The organism is Promicromonospora sp. MEB111 (assembly GCF_030209445.1).
GTDB lineage: Bacteria > Actinomycetota > Actinomycetes > Actinomycetales > Cellulomonadaceae > Promicromonospora.
Genome location: NZ_JARVSD010000005.1, coordinates 133405 through 152114, shown reverse-complemented (window position 1 = coordinate 152114; position 18710 = coordinate 133405). Strand labels below are relative to the sequence as shown.

General features: G+C 74.7%; 17 protein-coding genes. 11 read left to right on the top strand and 6 right to left on the bottom strand.

Features of this window, described 5'->3' with window-relative positions:
* Window positions 1-33: 33 nt before the first annotated feature.
* The 3 genes from QRN56_RS05685 to QRN56_RS05675 form a co-directional block, all read right to left on the bottom strand.
* Window positions 34-861, bottom strand: coding sequence for a hypothetical protein (locus tag QRN56_RS05685; protein ID WP_285101816.1), 828 nt, complete (start codon window positions 859-861; stop codon window positions 34-36).
* Window positions 862-1110: 249 nt separating this feature from the next.
* Window positions 1111-2490: a hypothetical protein gene (locus QRN56_RS05680; RefSeq protein ID WP_285101815.1), complete on the bottom strand. Its 1380-nt coding sequence runs from the start codon at window positions 2488-2490 to the stop codon at window positions 1111-1113.
* Window positions 2491-2680: 190 nt separating this feature from the next.
* The gene (locus QRN56_RS05675; RefSeq protein WP_285101814.1) at window positions 2681-4189 is read right to left on the bottom strand and encodes a glutamyl-tRNA reductase; all 1509 of its coding nucleotides are present in this window, start codon (window positions 4187-4189) and stop codon (window positions 2681-2683) included.
* 49 nt (window positions 4190-4238) lie between these two features.
* Between QRN56_RS05675 and hemE the strand changes: the two genes are divergently transcribed.
* The 6 genes from hemE (at window position 4239) to hemL (ending at window position 11194) form a co-directional block, all read left to right on the top strand.
* A complete protein-coding gene (hemE, locus tag QRN56_RS05670) occupies window positions 4239-5324 on the top strand; it encodes a uroporphyrinogen decarboxylase (RefSeq protein ID WP_285101813.1) in 1086 nt (361 codons plus the stop codon).
* Window positions 5321-6757 (top strand): protoporphyrinogen/coproporphyrinogen oxidase, encoded by a 1437-nt coding sequence (locus QRN56_RS05665; RefSeq protein ID WP_285101812.1) that lies wholly within the window; start codon window positions 5321-5323, stop codon window positions 6755-6757. Before hemE ends, QRN56_RS05665 begins: the two co-directional genes overlap by 4 nt.
* A gap of 123 nt (window positions 6758-6880) precedes the next feature.
* Window positions 6881-7930, top strand: coding sequence for a hydroxymethylbilane synthase (gene hemC, locus QRN56_RS05660; protein WP_285101811.1), 1050 nt, complete (start codon window positions 6881-6883; stop codon window positions 7928-7930).
* Window positions 7927-8739, top strand: coding sequence for a uroporphyrinogen-III synthase (locus QRN56_RS05655; protein ID WP_285101810.1), 813 nt, complete (start codon window positions 7927-7929; stop codon window positions 8737-8739). The genes hemC and QRN56_RS05655 overlap by 4 nt, the downstream gene beginning before the upstream one ends.
* Window positions 8740-8864: 125 nt before the next feature.
* A complete protein-coding gene (gene hemB, locus QRN56_RS05650) occupies window positions 8865-9812 on the top strand; it encodes a porphobilinogen synthase (RefSeq protein WP_502928754.1) in 948 nt (315 codons plus the stop codon).
* Window positions 9809-11194, top strand: a complete 1386-nt coding sequence (hemL, locus tag QRN56_RS05645; RefSeq protein WP_502928751.1) for a glutamate-1-semialdehyde 2,1-aminomutase — start codon at window positions 9809-9811, stop codon at window positions 11192-11194. The genes hemB and hemL overlap by 4 nt, the downstream gene beginning before the upstream one ends.
* 122 nt (window positions 11195-11316) lie before the next feature.
* Here the strand turns inward: hemL and fdhA are convergent, their stop codons facing one another.
* Window positions 11317-12537 (bottom strand): formaldehyde dehydrogenase, glutathione-independent, encoded by a 1221-nt coding sequence (fdhA, locus tag QRN56_RS05640; protein ID WP_285101808.1) that lies wholly within the window; start codon window positions 12535-12537, stop codon window positions 11317-11319.
* A 204-nt stretch (window positions 12538-12741) separates the two neighbouring features.
* On the opposite strand from fdhA, the gene QRN56_RS05635 reads away from it, so the two are divergent.
* Window positions 12742-13050: a hypothetical protein gene (locus tag QRN56_RS05635; protein ID WP_285101807.1), complete on the top strand. Its 309-nt coding sequence runs from the start codon at window positions 12742-12744 to the stop codon at window positions 13048-13050.
* A 4-nt stretch (window positions 13051-13054) separates the two neighbouring features.
* On the opposite strand, the gene QRN56_RS05630 is transcribed toward QRN56_RS05635, so the two are convergent.
* Window positions 13055-13903, bottom strand: a complete 849-nt coding sequence (locus tag QRN56_RS05630; protein ID WP_285101806.1) for a rhamnogalacturonan acetylesterase — start codon at window positions 13901-13903, stop codon at window positions 13055-13057.
* 253 nt (window positions 13904-14156) lie between these two features.
* Between QRN56_RS05630 and QRN56_RS05625 the strand changes: the two genes are divergently transcribed.
* Complete coding sequence (locus QRN56_RS05625; RefSeq protein ID WP_285101805.1) at window positions 14157-14660, top strand: hypothetical protein; 504 nt, start codon at window positions 14157-14159, stop codon at window positions 14658-14660.
* On the opposite strand, the gene QRN56_RS05620 is transcribed toward QRN56_RS05625, so the two are convergent.
* Entirely contained in the window at window positions 14614-15351 is a 738-nt protein-coding gene (locus QRN56_RS05620; RefSeq protein WP_285101804.1) for a response regulator transcription factor, read from the bottom strand. The genes QRN56_RS05625 and QRN56_RS05620 overlap by 47 nt on opposite strands.
* An 84-nt stretch (window positions 15352-15435) precedes the next feature.
* Between QRN56_RS05620 and QRN56_RS05615 the strand changes: the two genes are divergently transcribed.
* The 3 genes from QRN56_RS05615 to QRN56_RS05605 all read left to right on the top strand — a co-directional run bounded on the left by QRN56_RS05615 (window position 15436) and on the right by QRN56_RS05605 (window position 18710).
* On the top strand, window positions 15436-15810 hold the full coding sequence (locus QRN56_RS05615) for a metal-sensitive transcriptional regulator (RefSeq protein WP_285101803.1): 375 nt from the start codon (window positions 15436-15438) through the stop codon (window positions 15808-15810).
* A 68-nt stretch (window positions 15811-15878) separates the two neighbouring features.
* Window positions 15879-16187, top strand: coding sequence for a heavy-metal-associated domain-containing protein (locus QRN56_RS05610; RefSeq protein ID WP_285101802.1), 309 nt, complete (start codon window positions 15879-15881; stop codon window positions 16185-16187).
* Window positions 16188-16274: 87 nt separating this feature from the next.
* Entirely contained in the window at window positions 16275-18710 is a 2436-nt protein-coding gene (locus QRN56_RS05605) for a heavy metal translocating P-type ATPase (protein ID WP_502928753.1), read from the top strand.

Sequence of the window (18710 nt, the reverse complement as noted above, 5' to 3'; positions counted from 1 at the left end):
CGGCGAGGCGCCCGGTCGGACGCCGGTGTCGGGTCAGGCGCGGATGCGGCTGCGGCGGGCGACCAGGAGCGAGGCGGCGCCGCCGAGGACCAGGGCGCCCGCCGCCGACGTCAGGGCCGTGGCCTCGGCGCCGGTCGTGGCGAGCCGGACGGGAGCGTCCAGCGTGGCCTCGGTGAGCGAGCCGGACTGCTGCGCTGTCGTGACGGAGGTGTCCTCGCTCGGCACGTAGGCGGTGAGCTCGGCCCCGGCGGTGTCCGCCTCGGTCGGGCCCTCCCACTGCTGACCCGGCGCCTGGACGGCCGCCGGCGGCTCCGACGCCTCGACCTGCACGGGGGTGACGACCTTCGCGGGGGCCTCGGCCTCGACGACCGCGGGCTTCTCGGCGGGCGTGGCGGTCTGCTCGACCTCGGTGACGACCTGCGGCTGCTCCTCGGCGGCGGACTCGTTCGCCTCCTCCACGAACTCCTGGACGGCCTCGCGGACCCTGTCGCGGTCCTCGTCGGTCCAGTCGCGCTGGTTGCCCTGGGGCGTCGCGCCACGGCCGCAGTCGCCGTCCTCGGACCGGCTGTCCTTCGAGCCGCCGTACTGCGGCACGTCGTAGTCGGGCTCCGTGTAGCTGGCCGGCTGGTACGAGCGCGGGGCCTGGGCCTCCCGGCCGCGGTCGTGCCCACGCTCGTTCCCGCGGTCGTGCCCACGGTCATAGCCCGCGGAGTGCCCGTCCGGCCCGTCGTGCCCGCGGCCCTCGTGCGCCATCGCCGGGCTGGCGACGGCGGTCGCAGCGGTGGCGAGCGCGATCGTCGCCACGACGCGGGTGGCCGCGGACCTGGCGACGGACGAAGGCTTGACGGCGGCGTGCTTCATGAGAGCTGCTCCAGCTGGTCGGCTACATCGGCCCGGAACCCGGGACGCCACGACGCTACCTGATCGGTAATAGCCGGAAAAAGGGGTAGACCGGAAAAACCTGATGCGATGGTAACGATCCGATAACAACGGACAGAGGAATGGAACCTTCTGAAAGCGCCGGAGAACGCAAACGGGGTGGAGCGCCAATGGCGCTCCACCCCGCTACGTCAAGACCGAAGAGGCTGGGGTCCTCCCGGGGAATTCAGCTCAGGAAAGACCTCCCAGCAGACCGCCGGTGAGGCCGCTCACGGCCCCGCCGGTGAGTCCGTCCACGGCGCCGGTCACGCCACCGACGGTGTCCTTGACGGCGCCGCCGGCGACGCCCTCGACGGTGCCGGTCACGGTCTTCACGACGGGCTTGGCCACGCCGTCCACGACGACGTCCTTCACGACGGGCTTGGCAACACCCTCGACGACGACGTCCTCGACCAGCGGCTTCGCGACGCCGTCGACGACGGTGTCCTTCACGACCGGCGCCACGACGCCGCCCACCACGTCGCCCTTGACGACGCCGCCGACGACACCGCCGAGCACCACGTCACCGACGACGGGCTTGGCCACGTCGTTCACGACGCCCGGCACGACGTCGCCGGTCACGGTGCCGACGGCACCCGGGACGACCGAGCCGGTCACGTTGCCCACGGTCGAGGTGACGCCCGGGACCACGCCGTTCTGCACGGTGCCCACGGCACCCGGCACCACACCGGTGGCGACCGGCTTGACGACGCCGTCCACGGCGACGTCGCCCACGACCGTCTCGACCGCACCGGCGGCCGGGGTGGTGACCTTGGCGACGAGGCCCGGAACGCTGGCGACCACGCCCGGCACGTTCGAGACGACGCTGTTCACGACGCCGCCCACGCCACCGAGCACGCCCGGCAGGTTGGCCGTGAGGCCGGCGACCGGAGCGGTCACGCCGCCCAGGACGTTCGGCACGTTGCGGATCACGTCGGCCACGGTGGCCGGAACGCCCTCGACGGCGCCGGTCGCGACGCCCGTCACGGTGCCCGTGGCGCCGTTCACGACGTCACCCTGCAGCACGCCACCGGCCACGCCGTTCACGACGTCACCCTGCAGCACGCCACCGGTCACGCCGGACACCACGCCGGTCGCGGTGCCCAGGGCGCCGCCGCCGAGCACGTTGGCCAGCGCAGCCTTGGCGGTGCCGGTCACGCCGGACACGGCCGAGCCGCCGGTCACGCCGCCGACGACCTCGGAGACGACCTGGGGCGCGGCACCCTGGAGGGCGCCCGAGACGTACTGCGCCGGCTCGTAGTTCGGCGCGAGGGCCGTGGTGGGGGCGATGGAGGCGGGCAGCTCTGCCTTCTTCGCCACGTCCGTGACCACGTCGGTCGCGGGGAGCGAGCCGGTGAGCTCGCTGAGGTCGATCGAGGTCGACGAGAGGGCGGGGACCGCTGACTTGAGGCCCTCGGCGGTGGTGCCGAGGTCCCCGAGGGAGTCCAGCGGCGAGGCCTCGGCGGCCATGGCCGGCGCCGCCATGCTCGTGGCGGCGGTTGCGATGGCGACGGTCGCGATGGTCCGCGCGCCCGCCGATGCGGTCTTCTTCTTGTGTGCTGCGTGCTTCAAAAGGTGCTCCAGCATCTCGATGCGCAAATGCGCGTTCGGTCCTTGAGCCACCGAACTTAGCCCGCACCCCCGGGTGAATAAAATCACCCTGATCACGATTCGGTAACGATGGACGAATTGGACCCTGGATGGCAGTCCGCCCGGCATATCCGGACAATCGCCGCCGGTTGGTTATCGGCGCGCGGGCTGGTTATCGGCTGGAGCGGTGGTCGGCGTCCCGCTGGGTGGACGCCTTCTTCGTCAGGGCCACGGCGCCCTGGACCAGCGCGGCCTCCGCGGCCCGCGCCTCGGCGGTGGCCCGGGCCCGGACGGCGACGATCTTGTCGTGCAGCTCGGCGTGCACCCGCTTGCGGACGTCACGGGCGATGACGTCGACGTCCGACTCCTCGGGGGCGGGCTCGCCGCGCAGGGCGAGCTCGTCGGTCAGCCGGGCGACGGCGGCGTCGACCTCGGCCACGACCCGGACCTCCGCCTCGTCGAGCAGGGCGACCACCGCGGCGTCGGCCTCCCGGCCCAGGCGCGTCTCCTCGAAGCGCCGGGCGGCGGTGTCCACGATCCCCTGCGCCTGCGCGACGACGTCGTGCGCGACCGCGGGTGCGTGCGCCTTCAGCGTGGCGAGGTCGTAGAGCAGCACGCCCTCGACGTCGGCGACCCGCGGGTCCACGTCGCGGTGCAGGGCGAGGTCCAGGATCACCAGCGGGCGGGGCTCCGGCTCGTCCCCGGCCCGGTCCGCGGCACGCTCCCGGGCGCGCACCACCGCGGCGGCGTCGAGCACGTGGCCGAGGCTCGCCTCGGGGCCGACCTCGCCGGACAGTCCGCGCGGCAGCGTGGTCTGGCCGCCGAAGTTCCCGGCCACCATGGCGCCGAGCGCCTCGTCGGACCCGGCCGAGCCGGGCTGGGCCGGCTCTCCGTCGGACCGCGCGGCGAGCGCCCGACCCCGGGCCCCGCTGCAGCTCACCACGATGTCGGCGTCGGCCAGGGCCTCGACGAGCGAGTCCACCGACCGCACGCCGTGCGACTCGGCGAAGGCCTCGGCGCGGCCGGACTGCGAGTAGACGCCGATGTCCTCGCAGCCGCGGGCCCGCAGGGCCGCGACGGAGGCGCCCGCGTACGAGCCGGTGCCGATCAGCACGGCACGCGTGCCGTCCCACGGCGGCAGCTCACTCTCGGCGAGGTCCAGGGCGAGCGCGACGACGGACCGGCCCGCCGCGCCGAGCTCCGTGTCGGTGCCGACCCGCTTGGAGGTGCGCGACGCCGTCTGGAACAGGAGCTCCAGCGTCTTGGACGTGGTCTCCTGCTCGCGCGCGATCGCCAGCGAGCGCTTCACCTGGCCGGCGATCTCGCGCTCGCCCACGACCATCGCGTCCAGGCCCGACGCCACGGCGAACAGGTGCTCCGTGACCTCCGGCCCGGTGCGGACGGTGAAGCTCCGCGCGGCGACGTCGCCGGTCACGCCCGACGCGTGGGCCACGAGCTCGGCCACGTGGCGCGTCGCGTGCTTCACGCTGTCGCCGCTCAGCGGCGCGTCGACGTCGAGGTAGAGCTCGAACCGGTTGCACGTGGAGATCACCACGGCGCCCGCGACGGGGCCGCATGTACCCACGACAACACGACCCACTGACGACGAACCCGTGGACAGGCGCTCCAGCGCGTCGAGATCGAGCTCTCGGTGGCTGGCGGTGAGGGAGAGGAGAACCACAGTGCTCCAACTTTATGCACCGCGGCCGGGCAGGGCAGAATCGTGAAGCGTGAAGTCCACCACGATCACCCCTGCTCACCCGCTCGCCGACGGGCGGACCACCGCCGCACCCCTTGTGCAGGCGCTCCGGGGTGAACGTCCTGGTCGCACGCCCGTCTGGTTCATGCGGCAGGCGGGTCGCTCCCTGCCCGAGTACCGCGAGGTCCGCGTGGGCACCGGCATGCTGGAGGCCTGCCTGCGGCCCGACCTCGCGGCCGAGATCACACTGCAGCCCGTCCGCCGGCACGGCGTGGACGCCGCCGTCTTCTTCTCCGACATCGTGGTGCCGCTCAAGCTGGCCGGGGTCGGCGTGGACATCCAGCCCGGGGTCGGACCGGTCATGGACCAGCCGTACCGCACGGCCGACGACGTCGCCCGGCTCACCTCGCGCAGCCTGGACGACGCCGCGCTCGAGCCGATCCGCGAGGCCGTGGCGCTGACCGTCGCCGAGCTCGGGTCGACGCCGCTCCTCGGCTTCGGCGGCGCGCCGTTCACCCTCGCGGCCTACCTCGTCGAGGGCCGGCCGTCGCGCGACCACCTCGCCGCGCGCACCCTGATGCACGCCGACCCCGCCACGTGGGACGCGCTCGTGACGTGGACCGCAGACCTCACCGGGACGTTCCTGCGGGCTCAGGTCGAGGCGGGCGCCAGCGCCGTGCAGCTCTTCGACTCCTGGGCCGGGTCGCTCTCGCTCGCGGACTACACGACGCGTGTCGCCGCGTCGTCGACCCGCGCGCTCTCCTACGTCGCGGACGCCGGCGTGCCGGCCATCCACTTCGGTACCGGCACCGGGCACCTGCTGCCCGCCATGCGCACGGTCCTGGCCGACGCCGGCCTGACGGACCACGCCGTCGGCGTCGACTACCGGACGCCTCTCGACGAGGCCGCCGCGCTGCTGCCCGGCGTGCCCCTGCAGGGGAACATCGACCCCGCGCTGTTGGCCGCGCCGTGGCCGGTGCTGGAGGCGCACGTGCGCGACGTCGTCTCCCGCGGCCTCAAGGCGCCCGGCCACGTGGTCAACCTGGGCCACGGCGTTCCCCCGGAGACGGACCCGACGGTGCTGACCCGCGTGGTCGAGCTGGTCCACTCGTTGTGACCCCCACGGCCGGTCGGTCCGGTGCGGCGGACGCCGACGCCGTCGTCGTCGGCGCCGGGATCGGCGGGCTCGTCGCCGCGCACACGCTCGCAGCCCGCGGGCTGCGTGTCGTCGTGCTGGAGGCCGGCGAGCGAGCCGGCGGGCCGATCCTCGGCGGGGCGTTCACGTCGCTGCCGGACGTGCCGCTGGACCTCGGGGCGGAGTCGTTCGCGGTGCGGGGCGGGGCCGTGGAGGAGCTCGTCGCCGGGCTCGGGCTGACCGTCGAGGCGCCTGCCGCGCTCTCCGCCTGGGGTTATGCCGCCGGGCGGGCGTTCCCGCTGCCGGCGGCCGGCGTGCTGGGCATCCCGTCGCGCCCGTGGGCCGCCGACGTGCGGCGCGCGATCGGCTGGCCCGGGGTGCTGCGCGGCTCGCTGGACCGGGTGCTGCCCGCGCGGCTCGTCGACCCGACCGACCTGGGGACCCTCGCGCGGTCGCGGCTCGGCTCCCGGGTGGCGGACCGGCTCGTCACCCCGGTCGCCGCCGGAGTGCACTCGGCGCCGCTCGACCGGCTCGACGTCGCCGCCGTCGCGCCCGGGCTGCTGGACGCGTACGCCCGGACCGGGTCCCTTTCGCGGGCCGTGGCGTCGCTGCGGGCCGCGGCGCCCCCGGGGTCCGCGGTGCGCGGGATCGACGGCGGCGTCCACGCCCTGGTGGACGCGCTGGTGGACCGCCTGGACGTCCGGTTCGGCACGCGGGTCGCAGGCCTGGAGCGGGTGCCGGACGTGGAGCGGGCGGACGGCGGGGATGCTGCCGGCGGCGCCGCAGCCGGCGGCCCTGCCTGGCTGGTGCGCACCGCCGACGGCCGGGTGCTGCGCACGCCCCGCGTGGTGCTGGCGACCCGCACCGAGTTCGGCTCGGCCGGGCTGGTCCCGCCCGCAACCCCGGAGCGGGGGGCGGACATCCGGCTGGCCGCGCTGCTCGTCGACGCGCCGGAGCTCGACGCCGCCCCGCGCGGCTCGGGGATGCTCGTGGCCCCCGACACGGCGGCGGGCGGTGTGCGGGCCAAGGCGCTGACCCACGCGACGGCCAAGTGGCCGTGGCTCGCGCGCCGCGTGCGCGCCGCCGCCGGACCGGGGGTGCACGTGGTGCGCCTCAGCTACGGCCGCATGGGTGAGCCGACGCCGCAGCCCACCGCCGAGGAGGCCGCCCGGGACGCGTCGGCGCTGCTGGGGATGGACCTGACCGACCGGGTGCGCGAGGTGCTGCACCAGCGCTGGGACGGCGCGCTGCCCCCGCCCACGCCGGCCTACCGGGCCGCCGTCCGGGAGTACGAGGGGGCGGTCCTGGCCGAGCCCGGCCTCGACGTCACGGGCGGCTGGATCGCCGGCACGGGCCTGGCGGCGATCGTCGCGCACGCCGGGCGAACCGCTGAGCGCCTGGGCGAGAAGGGCTGAGGAACGCGCCGGACACCGCGTTCCGGCACAAGGTTCTGACAGCACGCCACCAACCCTGTGAAATCCGCCCATCGGGCACCTTCTGGTTTCCTCCCGGCGGGGGTTCGGGTGGAGACTGGGTTGGTGACCCCGACCCCCCTGTCCGTCAGCACCCCTGGAAGCACCCCGGGCGACGCCGCGCCGATCCGCCTCGGGACCCGTGCGAGCGCCCTCGCCACGACCCAGAGCGGTCTGGTGGCCAGGCGCCTGGAGGAGCTGACCGGCCGACCGGTCGAGCTGGTGCACATCAAGACCGAGGGCGACGTGAAGACGGGGAGCCTCGCGAGCCTCGGCGGCACCGGCGTCTTCGTGACCGCACTGCGCGAGGCGCTGCTGGACGGCCGCTGCGACGTCGCCGTCCACTCCCTCAAGGACCTGCCGACCACCCCCGCGCCCGGCCTCACCTTCGTGACGCCCGAGCGCGAGGACCCACGGGACGCCCTGTGCGCACGTGACGGCCTCACCCTCGCGACCCTCCCGCACGGGGGGCGCGTGGGCACCGGCTCGCCGCGGCGGGCCGCCCAGATCCGCGCGGCGCGACCCGACCTGGACGTCGTCGACATCCGAGGCAACGTGGGCACGCGGCTCAACCGCGCGCTCGGGCCCGACGCCGACCTCGACGCCGTCGTCCTCGCCTACGCCGGGCTGTCGCGCCTGGGCCGCACCGACGTGATCAGCGAGGTGCTCGACGTCGACGTCGTGGCCCCCGCCCCCGGGCAGGGTGCGCTCGCCGTGGAGGTGCGCACCGCGGACATCGTGTCCGACCCCGCGACGGGCGCGGCTCCCGCGCCCGACCTCGCCGAGGCGATCCACCTGCTCGACCACCGGCCGACCCGCCTCGCGGTGCTCGCCGAGCGCTCCGTGCTGGCCCGGCTGGAGGCCGGCTGCGCGGCGCCGGTCGGCGCGCACGCCACGGTGTCCGGCTCGGTGCTGCGCCTGCGGTCCGTCGTGGCCGCCGTCGACGGCTCGGAGCAGATGTCGCGCGGCGGGGAGGCGTCGCTGTCCCCGGACATCGCCCCCGAGGCGCTCGACGACGCCGCCCGCACGCTGGGCGTCGCCGTCGCCGAGCACCTGCTGGCCGACGGCGCCGAGCGGCTCGCACCGCTGAGTGCGACGGTCCCGGAGAAGGCGTGACCGAGCCGGTCCCCCCTGCGGCCGGTCCCCCGGTTGCGGCCGGGTCCACCGGATCCTCCGACAGCCCCGCGCCGACCGCCGGGCAGCCCGCCGTGCTGGTGGCCCGCGCCCCGGAGCGCGCCGCCGGGCTCCTCGCCCTGCTCCGCGGGCGCGGACTGGACCCGGTCGCGTCCCCGGTGATCGAGCGGGCCCCGGTCGAGGACCCGGCGGAGCTCGACGCCGCCCGCGAGCGCCTGGCCGACGGCGCGTACGACTGGGTCGCGATCACGAGCGTGAACGCCGTGGACGCCCTGCTCGGTCCCGAGTCGGCCGAGTCGCGGTCGGTCCACGCCGGGCCGGTGCGGTGGGCCGCCGTCGGACCCGCGACGGAGCAGGCGCTGGCCGCGCACGGCATCAGCGTCGACCTGGTGCCGCGCACCACGACCGGGGCCGGGCTCGCCGACGCGTTCCCCGTGGCGCCCCTGGGTCCCGCGCACCGTGTCCTCCTGCCGCTCGGTGACCTCGCGTCCGACACCCTCCGCGCGGGCCTCGCCGCCAAAGGTTGGGTCGCCGACGTGGTGACCGCCTACCGCACGGTCGCGCGCGAGCTGCCCGCGGAGCTGCGCGGCTCGTACGACGTCGTCGTGGTCACCTCGGGCTCGGCCGCCCGCCAGGTCGCGGCCCAGCTGGGCCCGCAGCGGGTGGTCGCGATCGGGGGGCCGTCGGCCGGCACGGCACGAGCCGTCGGGCACACGGTGCTCGCCGTGGCCGCCACACCCACGGACGCGGCCCTGGCCGACGCCGTGACCGAAGCCCTCGTCAGAACCTGACGCACCTGTCAGGCGTATGGGTCACCCTGGTGACCGGTGCGTCCGACACCACAACGAGAGAGAAGGACATCGTGAGCTCCTCCGGGATCGTGTACCGGCCGCGCCGTCTGCGCGCCACGCCGGGCATGCGCCGTCTGGTCGCAGAGACCCGCTTGCACCCCGCCGACCTGGTGCTGCCGCTCTTCGTCAAGGAGGGCCTGACCGAGCCGGCGCCGCTGGCGAGCATGCCCGGGCAGGTGCAGCACACCGAGGAGTCCCTGGTCGACGCCGTCCGCGCCGCACGGGCCGCGGGCCTGGGCGGCGTCATGCTGTTCGGCATCCCCGCCGTGAAGGACGCGAACGGCTCGCAGGCGGACGCCCCGGACGGGATCCTGCAGCGGGCGCTGCGGGCCTCGCGGGCCGCGCTGGACGAGGGCCTCGCCCCCGGCGCGCCCACGCCGGTGCTCATGGCCGACACCTGCCTCGACGAGTTCACCGACCACGGGCACTGCGGCGTGCTCACGTCCACAGGGGCTGTGGACAACGACGCGACCCTGATCCGCTACGCCTCCATGGCGGTGGCGCAGGCCAAGGCGGGCGCGGACGTGATCTCGCCGTCGGGCATGATGGACGGCCAGGTCGCGATGATCCGGGACGCGCTGGACGACGCCGGCTTCGCCGACACGAGCATCCTGGCGTACAGCGCCAAGTACGCGAGCGCGTACTACGGCCCGTTCCGCGAGGCCGTGGACTCGGAGCTGAAGGGCGACCGCAAGACCTACCAGATGGACTTCGCGAACGGCCGCGAGGGCCTGCGCGAGGCCGACCTGGACCTCGCCGAGGGCGCCGACCTCGTGATGGTGAAGCCGGCCGGGTCGTACCTGGACGTGCTGCGCGCTGTCGCGGACCGGAGCGACGTGCCCGTGGCCGCGTACCAGGTCTCGGGCGAGTACGCGATGATCGAGGCGGCCGGGGCGAACGGCTGGATCGACCGCGACCGCGCCGTCCTGGAGTCGGTGACGAGCATCAAGCGCGCCGGCGCCGACGTCATCCTCACCTACTGGGCGCTCGAGATCGCGGAGTGGATCAAGTGACCGAAGAGAACCGGGACACCGTCGAGGCCCAGGCGCTGCGCCGTGCGCCCGAGGCCAACCACGCGGCGTTCGTGCGCGCGCAGGGCGCGATCCCGGGCGGCGTGAACTCGCCGGTCCGCGCCTACGGCAGCGTGGGGGGCGACCCGCGCTTCCTCGCCTCGGCCAGGGGGCCCTACGTCACCGACGTCGCGGGGCGCGAGTACGTGGACCTGGTCTGCTCGTGGGGCCCGGCGCTGCTGGGCCACGCGCACCCCGACGTCGTCGCCGCGGTGCAGGACGCCGCCGCGCGCGGCCTGTCGTTCGGCGCCCCGACCGTGGCCGAGGTCGAGCTCGCCGAGGAGGTCCGGCGCCGGGTCCCCGCGGCCGAGCGCGTGCGCCTCGTCTCGACGGGCACCGAGGCCACGATGACGGCGATCCGTCTGGCGCGCGGGGTCACGGGCCGGCCGCTCGTGATCAAGTTCGCCGGCTGCTACCACGGACACATGGACGCGCTGCTGGCCGAGGCCGGCTCGGGCGTCGCCACGCTCGCGCTGCCGGGCTCGGCGGGCGTGACCGAGGCGACCGCCGCCGAGACCCTGGTGCTCCCCTACAACGACCTGGCGGCCGTCGAGGCGGCGTTCGCGCAGCGCGGCTCCGAGATCGCCGCGGTCATCACCGAGGCGTCGCCCGCGAACATGGGTGTGGTGCCGCCGGCCGAGGGCTTCAACGAGGGGCTCCGCCGCATCACGTCGGCGCACGGCGCGCTGTTCATCCTGGACGAGGTGCTCACCGGGTTCCGCGTGGGTCCCGCCGGCTGGTGGGGTGTGGAGAACGACGCGATCCGGGCCGCCGGGGGCGCGGGCTACACGCCCGACCTGTTCACGTTCGGCAAGGTCATCGGCGGCGGCATGCCGGTGGCGGCGCTGGGCGGACCGGCGTCGGTCATGGACCACCTGGCCCCGCTGGGGCCGGTGTACCAGGCGGGCACGCTGTCGGGTAACCCCGTGGCGGTCGCCTCGGGCCTGACGACCCTGCGGCTGGCCGACGACGCCGTGTACGCCCGGGTCGACGAGGTCTCGCGCGTGCTGTCGGACGCCGTGGGCGAGGCGCTGACCGCCGCCGGCGTCGAGCACCGCGTGCAGCGCGCGGGCTCGCTGTTCTCGGTGTTCTTCGGGCCGCTGGCCGCGGCGTCGGGGGTGCGCGACTACGCGCAGGCCCAGGCGCAGGAGACCTTCCGGTACACGGCCCTGTTCCACGCGATGCTGGCGGCCGGGGTCAACCTGCCCCCGTCGGTCTTCGAGGCCTGGTTCGTCTCCGCGGCGCACGACGACGCCGCCGTGCAGCGGATCCTCGACGCGCTCCCGGGCGCGGCCCGGGCCGCCGCCGCTGCCACACCGCGGTAGGAGCAACGCCGGGGGAGGAACGTCGGACGAGAGACAGGCGGGGCAGGACCCGGTGCGCCCGGGTCCTGCCCCGCCCCGTCCCTCCCCGGGTGCTGTCCCGGAAGAGGCCACCTCACTGGGGGTCAGGCGGCCTTGATGTAGTCGTTCGGGTTCAGGACGAACTTCGTCGCCGCGCCCTCGTCGAACTCGTGGTAGCCCGCAGGCGCCTCCGTCAGCGGGATCGCCTGGGCGTTGACGGCCTGCGCGATCTGCACCTTGTCGTGCAGGATCGCCTGCATCAGGCCGCGGTGGTACTTCATCACCGGGCACTGACCGGTCGTGAACGCGTGCGACTTGGCCCAGCCGAGCCCCAGCCGCAGCGACAACGACCCGACCTTCGCCGCCTCGGTCGACGCGCCGGGGTCGCCCGTCACGTACAGACCGGGGATGCCGAGCGAGCCGCCCGCCCGCGTGACCTCCATGAGGGCGTTCAGCACCGCGGCGGGGTGCTCGGTCGACGCGTCGGACCCGTGCCCGCGCGCCTCGAACCCCACGGCGTCCACGCCGCAGTCCACCTCCGGCTCACCCAGGAGCTGCTCGATCTGGTCACCGATCGGCCCGGCGGCGACGTCCACCGTCTCGCAGCCGAAGGACCGCGCCTGCTCCAGCCGCTCCTTGTTGAGGTCGCCCACGATCACCACGGCGGCTCCCAGCAGGTGGGCCGACGCCGCGGCGGCCAGCCCCACGGGTCCGGCGCCCGCCACGTACACCGTGGACCCCACGCCCACGCCTGCGCTCACGCACCCGTGGAAGCCCGTGGGGAAGATGTCGCTGAGCATCGTCAGGTCCATGATCTTCTCGAGGGCCTGGTCGCGGTCCGGGAACTTGAGGGCGTTGAAGTCCGCGTACGGCACCAGCACGTACTCCGCCTGGCCACCGACCCAGCCGCCCATGTCGACGTACCCGTACGCCGACCCCGGCCGGTCCGGGTTCACGTTGAGGCAGATGCCGGTCTTGCGCTCCTTGCAGTTGCGACACCGCCCGCAGGCGATGTTGAAGGGCACCGAGACGATGTCGCCCACGTCCAGGAACTCGACGTCCGGGCCCTTCTCGACGATCTCGCCGGTGATCTCGTGCCCCAGGATCAGTCCCGGGGGCGCGGTGGTACGACCGCGGACCATGTGCTGGTCCGAGCCGCAGATGTTGGTGGACACGGTCCGCAGGATCACTCCGTGCGGCACCTTGCGACCTATGTTGGCCGGATTGACCCCGGGTCCGTCCCGGAGCTCGAACGTCGGGTAGTCGATGTCGACCACCTCAACCACGCCGGGTTCGCGGTACGCGACCGCCTTGTTTCCAGGCATGTTGGGTTACCCCTTCCAGTCATCATCGAACTGGCTTCGGTCTCTCGTCACGTTACGCCGGGCCCCGGTGACTCTCATCCGGACCGCGGAGGCGGCGGGAAGCCGCAGGTGGGGAGTTCTCCCCACTGACCGTACGCCCGCGCTCTGCCACGCTTCGCTCGCCGCGCGCACGGTGCGCACGGTTCGAGACGAGGGAAAAAGAACATGGTCTTCTTCGGCTGGGGCAGCAAGAGCAAGACGGCGCCGCTCGACGCGGGGCGAGCCCTGGTGCTGCGCTACTCGTACGTCCACCTGTTCTGGCTGCTGCGGTTCTCGTGGGGCCTGCGGTACAGCCTCGCGACCGCCACCGAGGCCGGGTGGGCCACGCGCCCGCTGTCGGACGCCGAGGCCATGGAGCTGGACGCGCCCAAGCGGCTGAACCTCAACCTCTGGTGGCGGTTCGGCCTGCTCCTCTGGGCCGCCGTGGCCGTCGTCGCCGTCGTCGTCGCCAACGTCGACGCCGCGCTGGGCTGACGGCTCAGGTCGCCGCGGGCGGTTCCTCCGGCCAGGTGAACCACTCGACCGGGATGCTCTCGTCGAGGCGGCGCACCTGGTTCTCCGCGAGGACGCCCGCGGCGAGCAGGCCGCGCGCCACCATCCGGGCGATCAGGCGGGCGCCCGGGGTGTTGAAGTGCGTGTTGTCCTGCCGCCCCTCGTAGGTGTTCAGGAAGTACACCTGGGTGCCGTCCGGCCCGAGCTCCTGCCACAGCGCCAGCGTCTGCGCCGTGACGTCGATCAGCGGCACGCCCTCGGCGGCGGCCAGCGCCCGCATCGCGTCCGGGTAGAACCCGTGGGTGGCGACGGCGTTCCCGGCCGCGTCGAACCGGCGGCGCTCCGCCGGCGTCAGCAGCACCGGCCGCGCGCCCCGCTCCCGGGCGCCGTCGAGGTAGCGGCGCAGGTGGGTCGGGTAGCTGGTCCACGGGTCGGTACCGACGTGCGGGTCGGACTTCTGGTCGTTGTGCCCGAACTGCACGAGCAGCACGTCGCCGGGGCGGACGGCGTCCAGGATCACGTCGAGGCGCCCTTCCGCGATGAAGCTCTTGGAGCTCCGCCCGTTCATCGCGTGGTTGAGGACCTCGATCCGCGGCGCGACGTACCAGGGCAGTCCCATGCCCCAGCCGGTCTCGGGGAAGACCCCCGCGTACTTCTGCGACGCGGTGGAGTCGCCCGCGAGGTAGATGCGGGGCGCCTCCTGCGCCTGGGCCTTCCGCGTCGCGGCAGGGACCACCGCGGGCGGCGGCGCGGGGGTGTCGGTGGGTGCCGCGCTCGCCGTGAGGGCGAGCGGTCCGGCCGCCGCCAGCGCGGCGAGCAGGAGGCGGCGAGTCATCGAGGCGGGCATGCCGACGGGAGGACCTCTCATGCAGGGTCTGGGGTATCCAGGACGAAAGGTATCCGATCCGGGTGGCCCTCGAAGCCGCTCGTCCGAGCGGGCGGCCGGGCGCCCCTGGGACCACCGAACCTCAAGAACCTCAAGAACCTCAAGGGCGATCCTGGGCAGCCCTTGAGGTTCTTCGGCTGGGCGTTGAGTTCCGGGTCGCACGATGGGAGCAGCCGTTCAGGCACTCACGGGAGGTGCGGCCATGGCGGAGGTACAAGACTTCTGGGCCGGCGGGTACGTGCGGGCGACCAGCGGGTACGGGCGGGCGTCCGCCGCCGACCTCCCGGCCGCCGGCGAACCCGGGCCGGTGCCCACCCCGCCGACGCGTGCCCTCGCGGCGGACATCCTCGACGAGAGCGTGCTCCGCGACCTCGCCCAGGATCTCGGAGGGCCGACCGCCCGGCGGCTCGCCGAGCAGTATGCCGCCGGTCTCAAGCGGCGCCTCGAGCTCCTCACCGTCGCCTCGTTCGACCGCAGCGGGTACGCCGTCTACGACACGGCGGTCGGGCTGGCCGTCTCGGGCGCCATGGTCGGGGCGGTCGCACTGGCCCGGGCGGCCTGGTCCGTGGCGCAGGACGTGGTGCGGAGACGCACCGTTCCGCCGGTCGAGACGTTGGAGCGGCTCATGCGCCTGGCGCACGACACCGAGGTCGCGCTGGTCAGGCATTCTCGAACCGGTACCCCAGCCCCCGGACCGTATGGATGAAGCGCGGGCTCGTGGGGCTGTCGCCGAGCTTGCGACGGACGTTGGCCACGTGCACCTCGACCGTGCGGCGGTCCGCGTCGGTGACGTCGCCGCCGTAGCCGTGCTCGTCGGGCCAGAGCAGGCGGGCCAGATCGCCCTTCGGCACCGGTCGGCCGCGCGCTTCGTGAAGGGCCGCGAGGAGGACGAACTCGGTGCGGGTGAGGTGGACGGGCTCGCCACCCAGGCGGACCGTGCGACGCGCGGTGTCGACCTCGAGCCCGCCGTCGCCGTCCTCGCCGGAGGCGGGTTCCTCCGCCGTCGCCGGAACGAGGTGGCCGGACCGGCGCAGGAGCGCGTCGATGCGCGCTCGGAGCTCACGCGGCCGGAACGGCTTGGTGACGTACTCGTCGGCACCGGACTCGAGACCCATGAGCGTGTCGACCTCGTCGACCCGGGCAGTGAGCATGACGACCACCGTCTCGGAGAAGGTCCGCACGCGGCGCACGACCTCGAACCCGTCGATGTCGGGCAGGGAGACGTCCACGGTGGTCACGACGGGCCGGTGGGCCTTCACCAGCGCGACGCCCTGCGCGCCGGTGGCGGCGAGGTGCACGGTGAATCCGGCTTGCTGCAGTATGACCTCGATGACCTCACGTATGAGGTCGTCGTCCTCGACCACGACCGCGACGCCCCGTCCCCCTGACTGGTCCATCGGTCGAACGTAGCAACGACCTCGCCACCGCGCCCGTGGTCAGCACACTTGACTCACTACCCCCGTGGGGTATCTCATGGACACATGACCGAGGCGACGGAGACCACCGAGGCGACCGAGGCCGCCGTCGGGCAGCAGGATCACGAGCACCACCACGCGGCCGGTGCGCACGACGGACCGCACGGTTACGCGTCCGACAAGGCCGGCTACCTCAAGCGGATGCGCCGCATCGAGGGGCAGGTTCGCGGCATTGCGCGGATGATCGACGAGGACGTGTACTGCATCGACGTGCTCACCCAGGTCAGCGCCGTCACCAAGGCACTGCAGGCGGTGAGCCTGGCGCTCGTCGAGGACCACCTGGGACATTGTGTGGTGGACGCGGCCAAGGCGTCCGACGCCGAGGGCGCCGCAAAGGTCCGGGAGGCCTCGGAGGCGATCGCCCGCCTCGTCCGCATGTGAACGCCGAGCAGCCCGCGCACGTCGAGCAGCACCCGCACGTCCAGCAGCCCACGAACCGAGGAGACCACATGACCACCGTGACCAAGCTCGCCGTGACCGGCATGACCTGTGGACACTGCGTGTCCGCCGTGACCAACGAGCTGCGAGCCGTGCCGGACGTCCAGGACGTGAGCGTCGAGCTGCACGCCGGTGAGACCTCGCTGGTCCGCGTCATCTCCAAGCTCCCGCTCGCCGAGGCGCCCCTGCGCGACGCCGTGGACGAGGCCGGCTACGACGTCGCCGACGTCGAGGTGCTCGAGAACGCCGTCGCCGCCGAGTCCGCCGCGCAGGCCCCGGGCCGCCAGGCGACCCGCATGCTGCCGATCGTCCCGTCCTGATCCGGACGGCCCGCCCCCGTAAGGAGAACCGTGCCTGCCGCTGAGGCCCTGCACCCCCTCGGCGAGGTCGAGCTCGCTGTGTCCGGGATGACCTGCGCCTCGTGCGTCGCCCGGGTCGAGCGCAAGCTCAACCGGCTCGACGGCGTCGCCGCGACCGTGAACCTGCCGCTGGAGTCGGCGCACGTCGTGCTGTCGTCCGAGGTCACCGACCAGGACCTGGTCCACGCCGTCGAGTCCGCCGGGTACGAGGCGCGCGTCACGCGACGCCGGGCCACGACCGGCACCGTCGGGCGGGACGGCGACGCGGCGGACGACGCCGCGCCCGGCGGCGGCACCGAGCCGGGCGACGCGGCGCGTGCCGACGGCGCGGCGGCTGCCGACGGCGCGGCCCCCGGCGCCGAGTACCGCGGCGCGGACCTGCTGCGCCGGCTGCGCGTCTCGGCCGTGCTCACCGTCCCGGTGCTCCTGCTGTCGATGGTCCCCGCGCTGGCCTTCCCCGGTGCCGAGTGGGTGGTCGCCGCCCTGGCGCTGCCCGTCGTGGTGTGGGGCGCCTGGCCGTTCCACGCCGCCGCCGTGCGCGCGGCCCGGCACGCGAGCTCCACGATGGACACGCTGGTGTCGATCGGCGTGGTCGCGGCGACCCTGTGGTCGCTCTGGGTGCTGGTCGCCGACACCCTCCGGCCCGTGGGGCACGGCATGGGTCCGGCGCTGTACTTCGAGGTCGGGGCCGTGGTCACCACGTTCCTGCTGGCCGGCCGGTACGCCGAGCACCGGTCGCGGCGGCGCGCGGGCGACGCCCTGCGCGCGCTGCTCAGCCTGGGCGCCAAGGACGCGGAGCGCATCGCGCTGGGCCCCGACGGCACCCCGCTGCGCCTGCCGGACGGCGGCTGGCGCACGACCGCCGTGCCCGTCGCCGCCCTGCAGGTCGGGGACGTGTTCGCGGTGCGGCCGGGCGGCACCGTCGCCACGGACGGCACGGTCGTGGAGGGCGCCTCGGCGCTCGACACGTCCCTGGTCACCGGCGAGCCGGTGCCGGTGGACGTGACCCCGGGCGACGACGTCGTGGGCGGCACGGTCAGCACCTCGGGGCACCTGCTGGTGCGCGCGACCCGCGTGGGCGAGGACACGATGCTCGCCCGCATCGGGCGGCTCGTGGCCCGGGCCCAGACGGGCAAGGCCCCCGTGGCCCGGCTCGCCGACCGCATCTCGGCGGTGTTCGTGCCCGTCGTGCTGGCGCTGGCCGTGCTCACGCTGACGGGCTGGCTCGTCCTGACCGGCGACGTCGAGGCGGCCTTCACCGCCGCCGTCGCGGTGCTGATCATCGCGTGCCCCTGCGCCCTGGGGCTGGCCACGCCCACGGCGATCCTGGTCGGCACCGGCCGCGGCGCGCAGCTCGGCGTGCTGATCCGTGGCCCGGAGATCCTGGAGAGCACCCGCCGCGTGGACACCGTGGTGCTCGACAAGACGGGCACGGTCACCGAGGGCCGCATGCGCGTGGTCGACGTGTGGAGCCCCGACCGGAGCCCGGCCATGGCCGGCGTGCGGCGCGCGGCACCCGGACACGAGGAAGAGCCTGCCCGGCCCGAGGACGCCGACGACGCGAACCACCTGACCAACGCCCCGGAGGCGCTGCGGTACGCGGCCGCCGTCGAGGCGCTGAGCGAGCACCCGATCGCGCGGGCCGTCGCGGCGGCGGGCCGGGCCGCGGCGGAGCCCGACCCGGAGACCCCGCTGGAGGTCACGGGTTTCGTCGCGCACCCGGGCGGCGGCGTCGAGGGCCTGGTCCGGCGCGCGCACGCGGGACTCGCCCCGGACGGCGCGCTGAACACCCGGCGCGTACTGGTGGGCCGCCCCGACTGGCTCGCCGAGCAGGGGGTGACGGTCTCCGCGGAGGTGCGTGCCGCCGTCGGGCAGCAGGAGGAGGCCGGGGCCACCGCCGTGGTCGTGGCCTGGAACGGCGCGGCGGGCGGCGTGATCGCGCTGCGCGACCCGGCCAGGCCGACGTCGGCCCGCGCGGTCGCGGAGCTGCGGGAGCTGGGCCTGCGCCCCTACCTGCTGACCGGCGACTCGGCGGGCGCGGCGCTCGTGGCCGCGCGTGCCGTGGGCATCCCCGACGCGGACGTGGTCTCGCGCGTGCTGCCTGCCGACAAGGCGGCGGTCGTGGCCCGGCTGCAGGCCGAGGGACGCACCGTGGCGATGGTGGGCGACGGCGTGAACGACGCCGCCGCGCTGGCCACGGCGGACCTGGGCCTCGCGATGGGCACGGGCACCGACGTGGCCATCGAGGCCGGTGACATCACGCTGGTCCGCGGCGACCTGCGGGCCGCCGCGAGCGCCGTACGCCTGTCCCGGAAGACTCTGCGGATCATCAGGCAGAACCTGTTCTGGGCGTTCGCGTACAACGTCGCGGCGCTCCCGCTGGCGGCGGCCGGGCTGCTGAGCCCGATGATCGCGGGCGGGGCGATGGCGGCGAGCTCGGTGCTCGTCGTCGCGAACTCCCTCCGCCTCCGCCGCGCCGTGTGA